Here is a 19,604-nt window from a genome sequence, read left to right on the forward strand (position 1 = left end):
TTTCTGTTTAAAGTTAGCGAACTCATAATAGTTGATAAGACCCACATAGACTCAAATGGTTTAAAGGCCTTTGGGATTTGTTAGGCTCAAAGTTAGAAGAAAAGGAACTTTTATTAGCCGGTTTTACATGAGTAAAACACCAAAAACATCAGGCATGTCTCAAAAAAGATGGCAAAGCTGGGCGAAGCTAACTCTAAAATGAAAGCCCTAATTGTTGCTAAGCTGCTTCAGAGCCAATTCTACACTTTTTACTGGAAGCTTGCATACTTTGTTTTGGCAAACATAAATGATGGTTTCGCCTTCAATGAGCTTATTTTCAAGCAGAGGAAGGTTTTCACTGTTCCCTCCCATTAGCAGCATTCCTGGGTGATACTCCCTCATCAAAAGTTGGCTTTTTTCCAGTGCATCTGGCCCCATTACTGCCACTTCAAACGGTTCGTTCACCAGCAAGCCCATCAGGCTCGCCCATTTGGCGAAGTAAGGGCCACTTTGGGTGAAGTCTTTTGATAGTGAGCCTACCATTTTTACGCTCATGTCCAGATAAGTGGCAGACTCATAGTAATGCCCGAGCTTGAAAAGCACTTCTGCCATTGCCGCATTGGAGGAGGGGATTACCTGATCGGCGATTTCGAATTTCCTTGCCACCAACTGCTCCGACGTGTTGGAAGTGTAATAAAAAAAGCCAGTTGATGTATCGTGAAAGTGTGTGACGGTATAGTCGACAAAGCTGCGGGCCTGCTCAAGCCAGCGAATATCAAATGTAGCCTGATAAAGCTGTATGAATGCTAGCGACAGGAAAGCGTAGTCATCGAGAAAGGCCTCGATTGACGGCCCGCCATTTGTATAGCTTCGCCACAGTCCGCCGTCGCTTTTTATCATGTTTTTCTTCAAAAATTCAGCATTCTTAAGTGCGACATCCAGATATTCTGGTTTACCCAGCGCCCAATAGGCATCTAAATAGCCCGACAGCATCAGGGCGTTCCAGGAGGTGAGTATCTTGTCATCCAGCGATGGGCGGATGCGCTTGTTTCTGGCTTCCAAAAGCTTTTTTCTCGATTTCTCAAGTGCCAATATTGCCGCATCTGCGGTCACTGCATGTTTTGCGGCCAATTCTTCGAGCTGCGTTTGTTTGTATAAGACGTTTTTCCCGTGCTCCCAATTGCCCTCTTCGGTAACACCGAAATAGTCGCAGAAAAGCTCAGCCGACTCTGTGTCAAGGGTTGCTTCTATCCCAGCTTTTGTCCAGACATAAAATGTGCCTTCTTCACCTTCGCTGTCTGCATTCAGCGATGAATAGAAGCCAGATTGAGGCGAGGTCAATTCTTCACTTACGAAGGAGAGCGTTTCTTCTACTACTTGAGCGTAAGTCTCATTTTTCGTCGCCTGATAGGCATGGGCATAGAGGCTGACAAGTTGGCCATTGTCGTACAGCATTTTTTCAAAGTGAGGTACTCTCCACTCCGCATCAGTCGAGTACCTGGCAAACCCTCCCGCCAGGTGATCATAAATCCCGCCAGCAGCCATAGCATCAAGGGTAGTGCTGACCACTTTCAGGGCACGCTCGTTATTATTTTGCTGGTGCTCCTGAAGCAAGAATTTCCAAACCGCTGGCATTGGAAACTTGGGGGCACCTGCCAGCCCGCCAGACGAGTAATCTAGCTCTGGCTCCCAGCTAGCGAATATGCCATGATAGGTTTCAAGTAGCCCGGAATTTGTTTCAGATTCCGCCGACACAATCATGTTGTTTGCAAGAATCCCTTCAGTGACGGCGGATGCCTGTTTTTCCACATTCACCCTATCGCCCTTGTATGCCTCGATGATTTGGTTCAATAGGTTGATCCATTGGTCTTTCGGGAAATAGGTGCCCGCATAAAATGGTTTACCATCTGGTAGCGTAAAGGCATTCAATGGCCAACCAGCACGGCCAGAGATAAGCTGAGCAGCTTCGATGTACACCTGATCGACGTCGGGCCGCTCTTCCCTGTCGATTTTGATTGCCACAAAATTCTCATTCATGATGCGAGCCACCGAGGTGTCCATAAATGACTCTTCCTCCATCACATGGCACCAGTGGCAGGAGGCATAGCCAATGCTTATGATCAGTGGCTTGCCCTCACTTGTCGCTTTTGCCAGGGCCTCATCTCCCCATTCGTACCAGTCCACGGGGTTGTCGGCGTGCTCACGCAGGTAGGGGCTGCTCGCTTTGGCCAGGCGATTGAGCGATTCGGTGTTTTCTGTCGCCGGCGAACTGCATCCTGCACAAACCAAGACTGCGAGAACAACCCAGGCCCATCCTTTTCTCTCTACACGCATATCCAACTATTTATTGAGCGCTACTTTTTCATCAGAGGTGGTCCGGGAGGTCGAAAAAACCCTTAGAATGTCATTATTGGATGAAACCAGCACCAGCCAGTTCGCCCCAAACTTGATCATTTGCACATCTTTTACATTGTAGGGCACAAAAAAGCCACTTTGAAGGCTCCCCTCTGCTTTGAATTCGAAGTTGCCAAGCCCTTTCATGAATACGCCAGGCGAGGCGTCATTAGGAGTGGTTTCTACTTCGGTGTCGAACTTATTGCCTGCCACGAGAAGGTCTTTGATGCCATCGCCATCAAAGTCTTCCACCAGTATGCCGTTAACCGCCGAAAGCTGCGCTTCAGTAGGCAGTTTTTTACTTTCAAACTTAGCCTCATTGTTAACCAGAATGGCGTTTGAAAAAGTATAGACTTTTTTGTTCAAGGCTGAGTTCATTCCCGGCCCGAGGATTGATTGAAGATCCGAGCTAGCGAAGGAGAGGTAACTGGGGAACTTTTGTCGAATGGATGGCACCTGGCCCGAGCTACATTCGATACCCCTAACAGGCACCAGAACAGAGTCGTTGTAGTAACGAGCGAGGAAAATATCGTTGGTGCCGTTGTTGTCAAAGTCTTTAGCAAATACCTGAAATGGCTTTTCTTCGTTCGTTTTGAACTTGTAGTTTTCGCCAAGGTTGCCAACAATCAAATCCTGATCACCATCGCCGTCGATATCGTCGGCCACCACTTTGTTCCACCAGCCTTCTGTTTTATCAAGTCCATAGATCACAGTGGCGTCTTTTAGCTTCCCGTTGACATTCGCAAACACCATGACAGGCATCCATTCGCCAACAACCACTAGTTCGGCTGTTTTGTCGCCATTCAAGTCGGCCCAGATGGCAGAGGTTACCATGCCCACATCGGTAAGATCCGGTGCGATTGCCTTGGTTTGATCGATAAATTGCCCGGACTCATTGATCAGCACATAGCTTCTGGGAGAGTAGGGGTAGGCCCCGGTGATAACGTGCCCACCACGGAAAAGATCGAGGTCGCCATCGCCATCAATATCGTAGGGAACGACGCAGGATCCGCTGCTTTGCGTGTTGATGGTTGCTGACTTGGCAAAGTTGCCTTTCCCATCATTCAAATAAAGTCTGTCCTTGTATTGCTCGGCTTTGTCAGGGAATTCGCTTCCTCCGCTTACAACATAGAGATCAAGGTCTCCATCACCGTCAGCATCGAACATTGTGGATCCCATGTCTTCATAGCTTTTATCTACTGCAAAGGCGGCTGTAGATTTTTTAACCAGCTTGCCTTTTGACTGTACATAAAGTTGCCCGGCCTGGCCAGAAGCACCGCCAATGAACAAATCGTCTTCTCCATCTCCATTGACGTCCCCGGTCGATATGAAAGGACCGCTCTTCGAAAAATTATGTGGTAGCAACGTCTGGTCTTTGTACTCATTCACTTCGTTTTCCTTGTGCACAAAAGCTCCCGCCAGTACTCCCGGTGAGGCTTGAAACAATAGCTCTTTTGAAGTGGGTAGTGTCTTTGGCTTCAATGCTTTTTCGTAGGGTACAACTACAGTTTGATTGACGCCGGCAATAGACATAGTATTCTGCATGCCATCGGGCCATGCCACTTTAAGGCTGTCGATGCTGCCAACTTGACCCAGCCCGAAATGGACAATTGGGTCATTTGAAGAAAGATAGCCCCGGACGGTTTTGTTCTCGAAAAACTGAATTTTGTCGTCGTAGTATATAGTGACTTTAGCTCCCATGCCATGTGCATTGGTGGCAGGGCCCTGTAGTTTTACTTTTAAGTAGTTGTTTCGATCTGACGAGGTGTTTTCATAGATGAAAGCTTCGTCATCAAGATTATTGATAACAAGTTCCAGGTCTCCGTCGTTGTCCAGGTCTCCCACAGCTGCACCATTAGAGAAGCTGGTTTCATCAAAGCCCCATGATTCTATGGCATTTTCGAAGTGCAGGTTGCCGGTGTTTCTGAAAAGGTAGTTTTTCACCTTAATGGGGTCATACACATCAATAAAATCCTTGTAACCATTTTTGAGCATGTCGTTCATCGACGTGTACTTGCTTTTATTTTTTAAAACAAAATCCCGCAGTTTCTTATCAAGATCCCCATCGAACACATCACGGCGATAGCCATTCGCTACAAAAACATCTCTGTATCCGTCGTTGTCAAAATCAGACATCAGTACCGACCAGCTCCATTCTGTCTTGGACACTCCGGCCATTTGCGAAATGTCGCCGAAGAATGAATTCCCTTGATTTAGGTGGAGCGCATTGTGCATGTACTGCTTATGCATGCCTCCGTTCACAATATTGTAAAAGCCTTCGACATCCATGGAGGGCATCGATACCTTTGACCGCTTGTAATCTTCAGGTAGCATTTCGGTAACCATTATGTCTTCCAGCCCATCGTTGTTGATGTCTGCCACGTCAGTACCCATCGAGTACATCGAGATGTGGTTGGTGGTTTCTTTTATCTGTTCTTTGAAAGTGCCGTTTTTCTGGTTGATGTACATATAGTCACCTTCGGCAAAATCATTGGCAACAAAAATGTCGGCATAGCCATCTCCGTTAAAGTCGGCGGTAACTACGCTGAGGGCATAGCCAAAATTGTTTTTGATCCCTGCCTGGGCACCGATTTCACGGAACTTGCCATTTTCGTTTTTGTAAAGCTTATCTCTGCTGAAGGAGGGGGACAGCTTCTTTTGCCGGATCATTTCAGTGAGTGGCAGGTCGAAGGAATCCGGTCTATTGGTCAGGTAAACATCCAGGTCGTTGTCATTGTCCATATCAAAAAATGATGCATGTATGGAGTAGCCAGACTCGTCGAGTCCGAAGTCTTTTGCCTGTTCTTTGAAGGTCAGGTCTCCCTGATTGATATATAGTAAGTTGGTTCTTTCTTCTTCGCTATCGTGATAGCCACCCTTGCAGACGTATATATCAAGCAAGCCATCGCCATTGATGTCAACCATGGTCACGCCATTGTTCCACCGGCCGTTGCCTTCTACTCCAGCTGACTGAGAAATGTCTTTGAATTTCAGGTTGCCCTCATTGAGGTAAAGCTTGTTGGGTACTTCATTGCCTGTAAAATATATATCGGAAAGTCCGTCGTTGTTGATGTCTCCAATGCCAACGCCACCGCCATTGTACACATAGGCAAAATTATCGAAGTAGTTGTTGTAGTTCTCATCCACGTCGTTGCGGAAAGTCACTCCGCTGCTGGCCCCGGGGAGCCTTTTAAAAACAGGATCCTCCCTCTTCTCTTCAGGCGCCGAGATGACCTCCGGTTTAGTTTCGCAGGCTGTCAGTACCGAGAAGAGTAGAAGTGCTCCGAAAATGGAATTTAGATGTATTTGTAGTTTAAACAGCATAGTGGTAGTATGATTTAGATAGATAGTCAGCTAAAATTTAACGGTTGCTGACTGATTTACCTGCTCTTTTAAAATTAGGTCAAAGTTAAAGGCTTTGCAAGACTAAAGGATATTCACCGGCGCTTCTATTTGTCCACAACAAGGAAAAAGTAGCTCTCAGGTGGCGGTCGCCAGGAGGCTGATTTGAGTCTTGCTCTTGCCTGTAATAAAATAAGAAGGGCCAGGCAATATGCCCGGCCCATCAAAAACTACTATTTAATTATTACTGAAGCTTAATTACAATCTGATCCCGGATAACCACAGTTCTGAGGGTATCCGCCCACAGTTCTGTCAATTTGCGATTGAGGAATAGGTCTTAGTGTGTGATATTCCTGAATATTTCCAGCGCCAAGCGGGTTGTAAGCCCTCACATACTCCAGTAGCTTCCCTGTTCTGGCCAGGTCAAACCAGCGACACTGCTCACCGTCCATCTCAAGGGCACGCTCTTTAAGGATAAAGTCCATGTCAACATCAGCTGCAGTGATCTGCATAGCAGCCTCCATTCCTTCTTTAGCGGCTCTTGTTCTTACCACGTTGATATCTTCAGCAGCTCCGGCACTATTTCCTGTCAGGAAGCGAGCTTCAGCACGAAGCAGATGGGCATCAGCCAGTCTCATAACAAACCAGTCTCTTGAGCCACGTTCCCACTGAATAGTAGGTCTGCGGGGATCAATGAACTTTTTCAAAGTAGGGAATAGACGCTCTGTGTAGAAATACTGGTCACCTTCGAAAGCTGGATTCTGCGTAATTACATTGTAGCGAACCTGGAATTTCTTTCCAGTCATCCACTCAGCGTCTTTACCGGGCCCTGGTACATACATCGCAGTGTCTCCAACTGTGAATCTGTCTGTTCCTATGTCGCTGGCAGTAACGGTTGATCCGTCGGCCTTCTTAGCTCCGTTGGTTACATGCACCTGTTCCCATTTAGGAATGCTTTTCGGGTTGTTGCTGATATAAGCGTGCTTGTATGTTTGATCATACCTTGCATCTATATCACGGCTTTCTGCCCAAACGGTACCCATATAGTCAGTAGGTCTGAATCTCTTAAATGGACGACCACCTTCAATGTCACGAATCATACCTGCACGGATGTCATACTCCATCAAGAAATAAAGATGGCCTCTGTTACCTACGCCGCCATTGCCACCATTCAGGATTAGGTCTGTAGCATATTGCACCGCCCAAATGATTTCTGAATTGATCTGATTGTCCTGATCCCAAAGGGCATCGTGGGAATCAACCAACGCATAGCCATAGTCATTGATCACATTTGAAAACAAAGTGTTGGCACTTGCAAAGTCCGCTGGCGAGCCAAAAGACTTTTGTCCTCGTGTGAGGTATGCCTTAGCTAACAAAAACTGCGCAGCACCCTTCGTAGCACGTCCATAATCGCTTTGCGCATCTGGTAAATTGGCAATGGCAAACTCAAGATCAGGAATGATGCCATCTGCGTAAACAGCCGACTGAGGTGAAGGATCCGCTTCTACTTCTGCGCCGATGGTCTCTTCAAGGGTAAGATAAACGTCACCCCAGGTTTGCACCAGGTAGAAATAGTAGTACGCCCTTAGAAAACGGGCCTCAGCCTGGCGCTGCGTTTTTAATGCATCACTCATGTCTTTCACTGCTTCCGAACGGTTCAATACCGCATTGGCCTGGTTGATCCCCTGATAAAGAAAAGTCCATTGCTGATCAAGGATGTTAACGGTAGGGTTCAATCCATTGTCGTAGAAGTTGAAGGATTTGTAGCCCCCATCAGCACCGTTTGTGTGCGTGTCTGTGCCAAAAATGGTCAGCATGTAGGCACGCTCGTTACTGTGGATTTCACGTAAGAACGAGTAAGTGGCATCTACCGCATCTTCCAAACCGGCTGCTGTAGTGTAGTAACTTCCTGCCGAAACATCTGAAATCAGCTTTTCATCGAGGAAGTCAGAACAAGACTGAGCAGTGAACGCTATCAGCGCCAGAGCCAGTATTATCGATTTTATGTTTTTATTATTCTTCATTATTTTCTCGGTTTTGATTCCCCTTAAAATGTTACACTAAGTCCGCCCAAAAATAATTGATTGGAGGGCATGTCACCAGATCCGAGGTTATCTGCTCTTTCCGGGTCAAATAGCTTGAACTTAGACCAAACGAGCGGGTTCTGAGCGGTCGCATAAATTCTCACATTCGTAAACCTCAACTTTTCAAGCACACTTGAAGGCAATCTGTAGCCTAATGTGATGTTTCTAAGCTTCACATAGCCGCCTTCTCTGTACCTAAGTGTGCTACCGTTGGTAATACCTTCCTGATTTTTGTTAGGTCTTGGGTAGTCATTGGTAGGGTTGTCAATGGTCCAATAATCAACTTTCAGGTTGTTGTATCGAGCCTGCATACTTGCCTGACCCTGGCAAAACTGACAGTTGATCATAAAGCCAAGGCGATAGTAGAAAAAGAATGATAAGTCAAAACCTTTGAAACTTACCGTGTTGGTTAACCCACCATAGGCAGCAGGCACGTCGTTGCCCAATATCTTACGATCAGCTGGTGTGAACTCACCATCACCATCCTGGTCTTTTATCTTGATCTCTCCGGGCACTGCACCCATGAACGCAGCAGCTTCATCTTTTTCAGACACCTGCCAGATGCCTATTTTCTCATAGTCGTAGAATGTACGAATAGGTTGTCCGATGAACCAACCACTACCTACGTCGTCTATCTTGTTACCATCTGCGTCTCTCTGGGCCAGGTCAATAATTTTCTCCGAGTAGTGGCCCATGTTGAAATCAGCATTCCACTTCAGTCCATTCGACATGTCAAGGATGGTAGCTCCCAAAGTGATTTCATACCCGTTGGTTTCCGTTCCGCCAATGTTCTGTAGAATAGACGTGTAACCAGAGGTAGGAGGTAGTGCTCTTCTCAGAAGTAGTGAAACACCGGTTGAAGTATGGTAGTAATCAAATGTACCGGTCAACCTGTTGTTGAACAATCCAAAATCGAAACCGACGTCGGTAGTTGCTGAATATTCCCAGCTTAAGTCCGGGTTAGGAATGCCGCCAAGTGCAAATCCTCTTGCATCGGCCTCGTTCCAGCTATATACCGACTGGTTAAGTGCACCCTGAGTCTGGTAAGGTGATACAGCCGTGTTTCCAACCTTTCCGTAGGAAGCCCTTAGCTTCAAATCACTGATAAGGTTAACTCCAGAAAGGAACGCCTCATCTTTCATTCTCCATCCTACTGATATACCAGGGAAAGCATTCCACTTGTTGCCTTCAGCCAAACGAGAAGAACCATCCCAACGCATACTTGCCTGGAAAAGGTATTTGCCTTTGAACGAGTAGTTCACTCTTCCCATGTAAGACAGTAGTCTGTAACTCTCAAGACGTGAGCCATAGTCGGAGATAGTCCCCAGACCGAGGTTGTACCATTCCGCTGTTTCGTATGGCAAGTTGATCGCAATCAAACCCGATCTTGTTGAATCTTGTTGTGCAGAACTTTGTAGCGCTGTCAAACCAAGGCTGTGATCTCCGAATGATTTATTGTAAGTCAACAGGTTTTCCTGTGTGTAACCAAAGCTTTGTTGGTTGAAAAGTCCCGCAGAAGGGGTACCGTTTTTACGGGCCTGAGTGAATTGACCTTCGAAACGGCCTCTCTCCCAAGCCTGGTAATCCTGACCAATCAGGAACTTGTATTTCAGTCCATCTAAAATTTGTACTTCAGCATAGACAGATGAGAATAGTCTGTTGATTGTTCTTTCATCTATGTATTTACCAGGTACCAATTCATTCAAAGGATTGGTACGGATACCATCCGAAATAGGAAGGAAGATGAGATTCCCTTCATCATCGTAAGGCATTCCAAGTGGAGTTTGGTTTACCGCTTCGGAAATGGTAGCTCCTGATCCCCAGTTCTGTGTTGAATGAGAATAAAGATTAGACATGCCCACCTTGAATATTTTGTTGATCTGATGGTCGACATTCACACGGGCAGTATATCTGCCGAAGTCAGTTCCTTCAACCAATCCATTCTCTTTGAAATAGCTGAGAGACAAACTTACCTGTGTTTTTTCGGTGCCACCGTTTACGCTGATTTGTTGGTTCATTTGAGAACCATTTTGGTAGATCAGGTCTTGCCAATCGGTAGATCGACCTTGCTGTGCTGAAAGCAACTCAACCGGGTCAACGAATACGGCATCGTCAGCTGGAATGGAAGAGCCAGCGTCGCCCCAGGCACCTCTGCCGGATGCGCCGTTGGCATCTACTCTGTTGGCTTCACGCTTCAGGGCGGCAAATTCAGCTCCATTCATCATTGGAATGGTTTTGAAAGGAGTAGTAGCGGCGTAAGTGCTTGTGTAGGTAACAGAAGTCTTGCCAGGCTTACCTCTCTTGGTAGTAATAAGAATTACACCATTAGAACCTCTTGAACCATAAATGGCTGTTGCAGCCGCATCTTTCAGAACTTCCATTGACTCAATGTCTGATGGGTTAAAGTCCTGAATGGAATTAGTGCCTGAGGTCATTGGAATACCATCCACCACGAAGAGTGGGTCGTTTGTAGCAGTAAGCGATCTTCTACCACGGATAGTGATTTTAGACCCCTGACCAGGACGGCCACCGCTGGACAAAACGTCAACACCAGCAATTTGGCCTTTCATGGCTTCCATTGTGTTGCCGGTAGGGATTTTCGCCAGGTCTTCACCGCTTAAAGATGCGATAGATGCTGTTACGTCCCGCTTGTCCTGGGTTCCGTATCCAACCACCACAACTTCGCTAAGGGATCTGACATCCACTTCCATCCCAACACTTATTTGAGACTGCGAGCCCACGGTCACTTCTGTTGTAGAAAAGCCGATGGCACTAAACACCAAGACAGCGTCTCTTGAAGGAACTCTTAGAGAGTATTTTCCATCAATATCTGTCACTGTTCCCGTGGTCGTTCCTTTAACAATCACGTTGACACCAGGTAGAGCCGAGCCATCTTCCACAGATGTGATCGTACCTGATACCGTCGAATCCTGCCTGGCAAACGCCTGGCTGGAGCAAATCACAACGAGTGCTAATCCTACCGGAAAGCACCACAGGATTCGCTTACATTTTGATAAAATTTCATTCATAGTAAGTAGGGTTTATAAATAATGTAATGAATTTAAACTGTTTAGACCCAATGCCATTATCGCATGTTTGGCTTTGTGCCACTTAGTAAGTTACTAAAATCGAGCTACTTTTCTTCTGTTTTTGTCCACATATAAGAATTCTTCTTTATCCTGGAAGACAGTTTATTGGTGAAAAATTAGACTATTGATTTTCTTAATGATTTTAAAGCACGGCTCATTTGTGTTTCAATGGTCTTAACACTGAGATGAAGCCGATCGGCAATCTCAACGTAGCGAAGACCCTGGTCACGACTTAGCTGAAATACCAGGCGACACTGTTTAGGTAACCTGGCTACAGCGTTTTCTATACTTTCCTGCAATTCAGCATACTCCGACCGTTTCTGTGGGTCGAAGTGATCGCATGGAATAGCTATTTCGTTTTCAATATTTGTAAAGCTGTATTTCTTCTCCTTTCTAAGATAATCGAAAGAGATATTTCTTACCGCTGTATAAAGGTATGACTTGGGGGAGCTGGAAATAACAATCACATTTCGATTGATCCAGATTTTAAGAAAGACTTCGCTGACTAACTCTTCAGCGACTTCATTATTTTCGACCAATTTCTCGCAGAAGCTGCGAAGCGGATGATAGCCAACAACAAACAATTTTTCAAATGCCTGAGCGTCGTCATCACGAAGTACTCTTAACAGCAAATAGTCTATGCTGTCAACAGATTTTGACGGAGCCAATCTTGTCCCGGTAATTGAAGCTCTTTTGGTTATAAGCATTGTTTAAGTAAGTAGCCGATTTCAATCGATTGAAATAAATTTACTCTCAAAATCTGAACAAAACAGATTTGGGAATTTTTTTTTAACGGTATCTGTCCCGGGAACGGTACCGAAATTTTTTTTAGCTTTACATTGAGCTATAAAAATCTAATAATGAGCAAATCTGACTCAACCATACGGGACATTGCACGCACATTGGGGATATCAAAATCCACCGTATCACGGGCCTTGAACAACCATTATGACGTAAGCCAGGAGACAGCCAGGAAGGTGAAGGAATTGGCGCTAAAAATGGACTATCAACCTAATGTTTTAGCCAGGCAGTTAAAGCTCCAGCGCACCAATACTCTCGGGGTTATTATTCCGGAAACTATTAACCGGTTTTTTGCTAAGGCTGTTGGGGGGATACAGGAGGTGGCCAATAGTGCCGGGTACAATGTGATGATTTGCCAGTCGAACGAAACGCTAACGCTAGAACAAAATAATTTGCAAACCCTGATGTCGAGCAAGGTGGATGGATTGCTGGTATCGGTGTCAAGGCAAACCGACCGGAGCGACCACTTTCAGTATGCGATCAACAAGGACATACCGTTGGTTTTTTTCGACCGAATATTAGAAGAGTTGGCGGTACCTCAGGTCTACTCGGATAATTTTGATATTAGTTTTCAAGGTACCGAACACCTGATCCAACAGGGCTGCAAAAGAATTGCCTTTGTGGCTGGGCCATTGCACCTTTTCAATAGCCGCAACCGGCTGAACGGCTACCTGGAGGCACTTAAAGCTAACAATATTCCAGTGCTGGAGTCGCTGATAGTGCAAGCCAACTACCAGGCTGGGCATGTGCAGCAGTACACCAGGCACCTCTTCGACGCCGGGGAGGCGCCAGATGGCATTTTTGCCATCAACGACATATCTGCTCTTGAAATGATGCATATCTTAAAAATGCGGGGCTTGCAGATTCCCAGAGACGTGGCGGTGTTGGGTTTCAACAACGAAGTTATCTGTGATTTTGTTGAGCCAACGCTGAGTAGCATCGAACATCCTGCGTTCGATATGGGGGTAGCTGCAACAAGGATTTTGCTGAAACAAATCTCATCTAAGGAAATCACCCAGCAGAAAGAACTGATAAAAAGCAGACTTGTTATCCGTGAGTCGTCGAGGCGATACTAGCGGTGCGCTGAAAAAGCCGACTGTTGGCAGGGATCCTCACCTAGTTGGAAGAAGTTTCCTTATATTGCTTCCACACCCTTTGCTAATTACTTTATCCGGAATCTTAAAGACCAAATGAACATCAAGTTGTCCCCTATTATAAGCGCCAAAGAACTTCTAGCTATCTATCAGAATGATAATCTGGTAATTGTGGATGCAAGCGGTGGCCCGAAAGCCAGAGAAAACTATAGTACGAAGCACCTTGATAAAGCTTTATTTGCTGACATCAATAAAGAGCTTGCTAACGTAAAGCCCAATGCAGCAGAAGGGGGGAGGCATCCACTGCCTACTGCTGAGCAATTTTCGCAGGCGCTGGGGCGATTGGGGATCACGCCCGGGAGCCACGTGGTGGTGTATGATGATATGGGCGGTGCCAATGCCGCCGCTCGTTTGTGGTGGATGCTGAGGGCAATTGGACACTCCAAAGTCCAGGTGCTCGACGGCGGGCTTTTGGCAGCAGAGAAGGCAGGGTTGATCACGTCGTCGAAAATGGAAATCCCCGGAAAAGTAGCTCCCTATCCTGTTGGTATGTGGCAGTTGCCTCAGGCCGATATGCAGGAGGTGGAAAAGGTAGCCAAAGACAAGAATCACATTGTTATCGACGTTCGGGATGCCAAAAGGTACGCCGGTCTTACGGAGCCGATCGACTTAGTTGCGGGGCATATTCCTGGTGCTATCAATGTCCCCTTCAGTGATAACCTGACCGCCGATGGTCTTTTTAAGTCTCCCAAGGAGTTAAATAACAAGTACCAGGCTGTATTTGGTAATACACCCGCCGACCAGGTAATTGTACACTGCGGATCGGGCGTTACTGCGTGCCATTTGCTGCTGGCCGCCGACTACGCTGGCCTTGAAATTCCCAAACTGTATGTGGGCTCATGGAGTGAGTGGTCAAGAAATAATAAGGAGATGGTGACTGCCGACACTGCCGGGCATTAAAACGTAAAATGCGTCGGGCAGTTTTCTGAAGCCATTCGGTAGCTGTATTTTACGGAACGAACCTAACTTTTATGGAAAAAGAGGAAACTCCCAAATGGCTTGAAGACCTTCAGCAAAGAAGCTGGGAACCGGAAGTGCTGCTTTCAGGAATTGTGTTGTTTGGCATGTTCAAGGTGCCACCATTGCTGGACAAGGCGTTGGCATTTTTCAAGTCTCAAGTATTTAGCTCAACCACCGATATTGACAATCTGGTGGGCATACTCAAACTTGGTATCTATTGGCTCATTCTCGGCCTTATTCTTCACTTGATTTGCCGGGGCATATGGGTAGGAATGGTAGGGCTAAGCTATACCTTCCCCAACGGAGTTAACGCAGAGCGACTCAAATACAAACATCGCTTTAAGACAAGAGTGGAGAAAATTCCACCCTTTCAGCGCATTATTATTAATCTGGAGAAACTTTGTAGTTCCCTGTTTTCACTCTCTTTTATGCTCTTCATGAGTATTGTAGGGGCCTACCTCTACTTTTTCATCCTTTTGGTTGTCCCGTTTTTTATAGGGATCATTTTCCAGGGGAATATAAACTTTACTGACACACGGGTCTTTGAAATATATGTTGTTGTACTGCTGGTTATCGCCTTCATGGGACTTATTGATTTTCTTACCCTCGGTTTTTTCCGGCGCTTTTCCTGGATCAGCAAAATCTACTGGCCATTTCACCAAGTCATTAGCACGTTTACATTGGGGCGCTATTACAGACCCATTTATTTCGCCTTTGTCAGCAACTCCAACCGGTGGGTGGTCTTCTCCCTTCTTACTGTGTTTGCTCTTGGGAGCTTATTTGGGCTGGATGAAGTTACCAATGATGTGTATGATGGTAGCTCGTTTTCCAGATTGAGCTTTTGGCATGGTGGTGATCGAAAGCTAAGGGTGTTCACTGGTTACTATGAAGATCAAAATGAAGAGCTTTTTTCCTACCAGGCGCAGATTCCTTCTGATATTATCGACGGGAATGTCCTTAGACTCTTTATCCCGGCCGGAGTTATTAAGGAGGACTCGATCAGGGCGTATGTGAACTATGATTCTCTGGTTGTTGCCAGCAAGGGCATGACCAGAGATGCGAGGGATATGCCCGCCATAAAAAAGTTTTATCATGTCTACCTGGACGACAGCCTGGTAAGGGAATACCCTCTTCTCTATCATTTTAGGCTTAAGACAAATCAGCCGGGCTATTTGGCTTACATCGATATCGCACAGTTGCCGCAGGGTATGCATACGCTGGAAGTTGGCGGGCCACCTTCCATGTACAAAAATCGCTGGGCGTCTATTCCGTTTTTTAGGGAGCTGGATGCAAGTGAAAGGAAAAGCATTAATTCGACCCAGAAAGAAGATGATGCCTATTTTCAGGTGAAGCCCGGGCTGCCCAGGTGAGGCCTGGCTAGTGGTGGAGTTGACGCTATTGCTAGTCCAGCCTTGGCTGACGAGTTGGTAGACTTTGCGTCGTTTTTGCAGACTGGTTGTCTACTATGTTCCGTACCTAACGGCACTCGCAGGAGTTCCTCGCATGCATGGTGAGTTACCGAGGTTTCGTCCCTACGGGACTGGCCGGACGAGTTGCCGCCTTTGCGAACGACTGTTTTTTTTCGCTTTTGAGCCTATTCCATTTCCACCAACTTCACTGGCCCTATCAACCCCGACGCCTGCACCTCCCAGCCGCTGGCATCGAACGCCTGATAGTCGATATTCACGAAGTTAATTTCGTGGTACTTGCGCCATTCTATCCCCGCCCTGTCCATGTAGCGAATGCGGTTGGCCATCAGGTTGGCTACTTCTATTTCTATGGTATTGTCGCCTTCTTTTAGATATTCCCCAATCCTTAACTCATGGGGCACAGCCCAGCTATTACCTGCATACTGTCCGTTCACCCATACTTTGGCACTTTCCCGCACATCGCCCAGTTGTAGAAGGTAGTCATCCTTTTTCGAAGCCAGGGTGAAGTGGGTAGCGTAGGTAGCGGTGCCGGAAAACTGGTCTGCTAATGAATCTCCCAGGGTTGTCCAGGGCTGGAGTTTGTCCATAGTTTTATTGCCGGGCAGGCTAGGGCCGCCAGCTTTGAAGTCAAGCGTCCATGGACCGTTGAGCGCAACGGTTCCACCGGTTTCGTTAGCATAGCTCCAGTCTGTTGCCGAGGTTTCGTTACCCACCTTAAGGAAAAGAGACTCGCCAGATTTGATCTGCATGCGGACTTGTGTTAGCCCGTTTTCGGTCTTTGTTTCTGCATTCCCAGCCCGGCCTGTCATAGCATCCAGTATTACAGCTTGCTCAAAAGCTTTGTTAAATGGCACCCACCCATCGAAAGCTTCGGGTCGCTGGTTGACAATAAAATAATAGGTATTGATGCCATCCACCCTGCGTACAAACTTCAGGCCGAGAGCCGCCAGCCTTTCAGGCTGAATCATGGCAGCTGTTAACGATGCCTGTACGTTGCCGGCAGGGCTCGTGGAGGTACCCAGCCCCATCACCAGTGAGTCGAGAATTGCCCTTCGCTGCTCCAGATTGTGGAGGCCAGGCACGTCTTCCGGTAACCCCTGGAGAATGATGGTTGCTCCCTGTTTTTTCAGCTTAAGCAGTGTCTGGAGTGCTTTTGTGGACATAAAAGTCATTTTGGGAATGACCAGCGCTTTGTATGATGTGCCGTCGGGGCCAGTGCTCAGCTGCCCGTTGGGAACGGCCAGCTTCTCCAGCCAGCTCTCGGAGATATAGTCGACAAGGTAGCCTTTTTCTGTCAGCCTTTTGGCCGTCGCATAAAAGTTGGTCGGGTGCAGCCACTCATCGATATTGTGTACTGTGAACAGGTATTCGAGGCTTTTTTTGCCGGAGAAGTACGCAGCATCGTCGTAGGGAAAATAGAGGAGCACATCACCGTCAGCCTGCCCGGTTTGCAACACCGACTGGCTTCTGTTGATGTAGCCGGTGAGACCATCGATATGAGGCCACCAGCTATTGGAAGAAGCAAAGTTGGTGGAGGCATAAAAGAGCCATCCTGGCCACTGCGCTTCCGCTGGGCTGTAGGTAGTGCCATGAAAGAATACGTGGTTCACTCCCGCCAGAAATGCCTGGTCGAGCTCGGGTTTGGTTTGTGAAAGGGGCGTTTTGAAATGCTCGCCCAGCCAGGTGAAGGTTTCAGAGGATACCAATGGCTTCCCAGCCACATGGGCTGCCGAGGAGGCAAACTTGAGCATATAAAGGTCGGGCGGCAAATGACGGCTGGAGTGAGTGTAGTTCTTGGCACCGGGAATATCGAACCCAGAATAGCCAAAGGTTTCGCACTCCGGAATGTCCGTAGCGGCGTACACATCCAGCAGATTGGCCGGGGAGCCATGTGCCTGGTTGCGTGACAAAGCACCGTGGTTGTTGATCCAGTTTTTCCAGGGCTCACTGAAGTTGGTCAGCAGCATTTCGCCCATTGTTTGGCGGTAGTCGGCCTTGAGCCTGCGGACGGTTGCTGAGGAGTCGCCACTGAGGAGGGTAGGCAGGTATGGTTTGAGGTCGTAGCCACGGTTGCGTTCAAAGGCTTCGAATAATGTAGGCGTGAAGTTGGCGCCGTACACCTCATAGCTGTCGTTGAAAAAGCTGCGGATATTGGGCCCGGGCGTGCCAAAGGCTTCTTCGAATCGGGCTGTGTAAACGGGGAAGGACTCTTTATTGAGGTGATCCATCACCAGACCGGCGCCACCAGGGGCGGCCCGTTTCACCATTTGCCCGGTTTTGCCGGCAAAGATGGCATAGAGCTCATAGTTGGCGTCGGGTGTCCATGGCAAAAGCCCGTCGTCGCTCAACGAATCAGTCAGGTCAATGGTTGTTTCAGGCCCGTAAGCCATCAATGTCACCAGCCGGGGTTGCATGGCTGCCTGCTTCTCATCGCTGACGGTAATTTTCTCTTTCAGTGCCTGCCCGGCATTCAGGCTGTACTGCTGAACGATCATTTTGGAGGCAGCATGTTCCGGCGTGATCTGCGGACCACCGTAAGGCCAGCCCGTGCCCAGGTTCATATCCACGCCCATACCGAGGGAGTCGGCCACACGTATGACCGTTTGTAGTCTTTGCATCCACTCTTCCGACAGGTAGTCGATGTATAGGTCTTCGAAGCCCATGGCTCCATAAATAGGGGTGATCTCCACGCCACCCAGCCCGGTCTCGTGGTAGGCGATCAGCTGCTTTCTGATATTGTCGTCGTCGACGGCATTTCCCATCCACCACCAGCGTGTCCAGGGTTTGGTTGTAACCGATTCAGCGGGCCAGTCTTGCTGAGGTGTGGTTTGGCAGGAGAGTAGGAGAGCAAAAGGCAAAAGGATGAGCAGGTAACGCATAAGGGATTGTAAATTAGAATAGGGGGATGAATATAATTGAATTTTTTAAGGAGAGAGAAATTAACAGCCTGGATGTGCTGTCATTAGGACGGATTAGAAATTCGACTTTATGATTGTAGAGGCATCATGTTTAGCAAAGCCCGGAGGCTACTATCACGTCTTTGAGCTTGCATCAATATGAGGATTAACTGGTGCGGAAAACCATCAGTAATTGCGGTAATAATCTCTGATCTTACTGATAGCCTGATTGTAAAGTGGTGCCGTAAATTCCTCGAACATAAACTGTGGACTTGGGGCTGATGCTTCCACTGTATTTACCATCTTGAGCTCTTCGTCGCTAAGCGCCCGCTCGTCACCGTTGAATGACGCCCACCTTATGGCCCAGGTGTACTCGCTGGGAAACTTTTCTTGTGTGAGCACTTTCTTCAGGCCATTGTCGAATACTTTGAAGTCCAGCACCCCGGTGCCCGTAATGGCTTTTTCATTGGTTGTAAGTTTGGCCTTGACCGTTCCATAGATTTTCTCATTGTTTCTTGTAGCGATAACCACACTGTCACGGCTTACATCAGTGGTTGTTTTGTTGCTGTATATATTGCCCAGGTTGAACCGGTCAAATTCCATGGTAATGATATGATCCACATAGTCCAATTTCTGCGAGTTGACTTCACCAGGAGTAAAAAACCGCACATATTGGTTGATCATATTGTTGTGCAGGTATTCGTTGATTTTGTTTACAAAAAATTCATGCCTGATTTCAAACATCCTTGAAGGAGAAGGAATGGGTTCGACGACAACACGGAGCGTGGCAAAGTAAAGCGACTCCTCAAGCTTCTCCTCCACATCTTTGAACCGGGGGGCCAACGCCTGAGCTGCCTGAAAATGCTGATGGGCTTCAATGGCCTTTATTCTTTGGTCTTTTTTTCTCAATGCTTCTACGCCCAGGTTATAGTGAACTTCAGCAGCCTTGTTTTTTGCGTCTGTCAGCTCTGCATCGTAGCGGGAAGGCTTTGGCACTACCTGCCGGCAGCCAGGACATCTTTGGATTTCGTCGGCCAGAAAATTGATGTATTGATAGTTTCTCGCAATCACCTCCCACTTCATGATGTCGTTCGAAGCTCTTGCTGTTTTTATATTCCCCAAATGCGATTCAAGCGCATATTTGTAGGCATTGGCCAATGTTGCCTTCGCTTTCTTTTGACCGTCGTTGGAACGAAGCCGATTGATAGCCTGCGTAACCGCTTTTTCATAGTCGCCCTTCTGAAGCGCCTTTTTTCCACTGGCACAGCCCGATAACAGGGCAATAGTGCCTGAAATGATAAGCAGGTGATAATATTTCTTCATGGTTAGTTGGCTTTGGTGCTAAGATAGGGATACCAGAAATAATGCCAACAAAAACCTGTCGCCATTTAAGGACTATTGCTCCTTAGTGTAGCGTGACTCATCAAAAAATTTGATTCCATACTATGTTGACCATTTTCCAGGCAGAGTTGAT

10 protein-coding genes are annotated in these 19,604 nt (G+C 47.2%); 3 read left to right on the top strand and 7 right to left on the bottom strand.

The genetic code is table 11. The features are described 5' to 3' along the window. Positions 1-207: 207 nt before the first annotated feature. The 5 genes from RIG68_RS19925 to RIG68_RS19945 form a co-directional block, all read right to left on the bottom strand. The gene (locus RIG68_RS19925; protein ID WP_350126260.1) at positions 208-2,313 is read right to left on the bottom strand and encodes a thioredoxin domain-containing protein; all 2,106 of its coding nucleotides are present in this window, start codon (positions 2,311-2,313) and stop codon (positions 208-210) included. Between the two features lie 6 nt (positions 2,314-2,319). Continuing rightward, entirely contained in the window at positions 2,320-5,697 is a 3,378-nt protein-coding gene (locus RIG68_RS19930) for an FG-GAP-like repeat-containing protein (RefSeq protein WP_350126263.1), read from the bottom strand. Positions 5,698-5,969: 272 nt separating this feature from the next. After that, entirely contained in the window at positions 5,970-7,739 is a 1,770-nt protein-coding gene (locus RIG68_RS19935; RefSeq protein WP_350126266.1) for a RagB/SusD family nutrient uptake outer membrane protein, read from the bottom strand. A 23-nt stretch (positions 7,740-7,762) separates the two neighbouring features. After that, positions 7,763-10,828 carry a SusC/RagA family TonB-linked outer membrane protein gene (locus RIG68_RS19940; protein ID WP_350126269.1) on the bottom strand — a complete coding sequence of 1,022 codons (3,066 nt, stop codon included), beginning with the start codon at positions 10,826-10,828 and terminating at the stop codon, positions 7,763-7,765. A gap of 176 nt (positions 10,829-11,004) precedes the next feature. Next, positions 11,005-11,595: an RNA polymerase sigma-70 factor gene (locus RIG68_RS19945; protein ID WP_350070968.1), complete on the bottom strand. Its 591-nt coding sequence runs from the start codon at positions 11,593-11,595 to the stop codon at positions 11,005-11,007. Positions 11,596-11,748: 153 nt separating this feature from the next. Between RIG68_RS19945 and RIG68_RS19950 the strand changes: the two genes are divergently transcribed. The 3 genes from RIG68_RS19950 (at position 11,749) to RIG68_RS19960 (ending at position 15,173) form a co-directional block, all read left to right on the top strand. Beyond that, a complete protein-coding gene (locus tag RIG68_RS19950) occupies positions 11,749-12,765 on the top strand; it encodes a LacI family DNA-binding transcriptional regulator (RefSeq protein WP_151998546.1) in 1,017 nt (338 codons plus the stop codon). Between the two features lie 114 nt (positions 12,766-12,879). Next, the gene (locus RIG68_RS19955; protein ID WP_350126272.1) at positions 12,880-13,743 is read left to right on the top strand and encodes a sulfurtransferase; all 864 of its coding nucleotides are present in this window, start codon (positions 12,880-12,882) and stop codon (positions 13,741-13,743) included. Between the two features lie 71 nt (positions 13,744-13,814). Continuing rightward, positions 13,815-15,173 (top strand): hypothetical protein, encoded by a 1,359-nt coding sequence (locus tag RIG68_RS19960; protein WP_350126275.1) that lies wholly within the window; start codon positions 13,815-13,817, stop codon positions 15,171-15,173. Positions 15,174-15,397: 224 nt separating this feature from the next. Here the strand turns inward: RIG68_RS19960 and RIG68_RS19965 are convergent, their stop codons facing one another. Together RIG68_RS19965 and RIG68_RS19970 are read right to left on the bottom strand one after the other, a co-directional pair. Further along, a complete protein-coding gene (locus tag RIG68_RS19965; RefSeq protein ID WP_350126278.1) occupies positions 15,398-18,112 on the bottom strand; it encodes a glycosyl hydrolase in 2,715 nt (904 codons plus the stop codon). A gap of 204 nt (positions 18,113-18,316) precedes the next feature. Next, complete coding sequence (locus RIG68_RS19970; RefSeq protein WP_350126281.1) at positions 18,317-19,453, bottom strand: hypothetical protein; 1,137 nt, start codon at positions 19,451-19,453, stop codon at positions 18,317-18,319. Between the last annotated feature and the right edge of the window lie 151 nt (positions 19,454-19,604).

Origin of the sequence: Imperialibacter sp., assembly GCF_040222385.1 — a bacterium.
Lineage (GTDB): Bacteria > Bacteroidota > Bacteroidia > Cytophagales > Cyclobacteriaceae > Imperialibacter.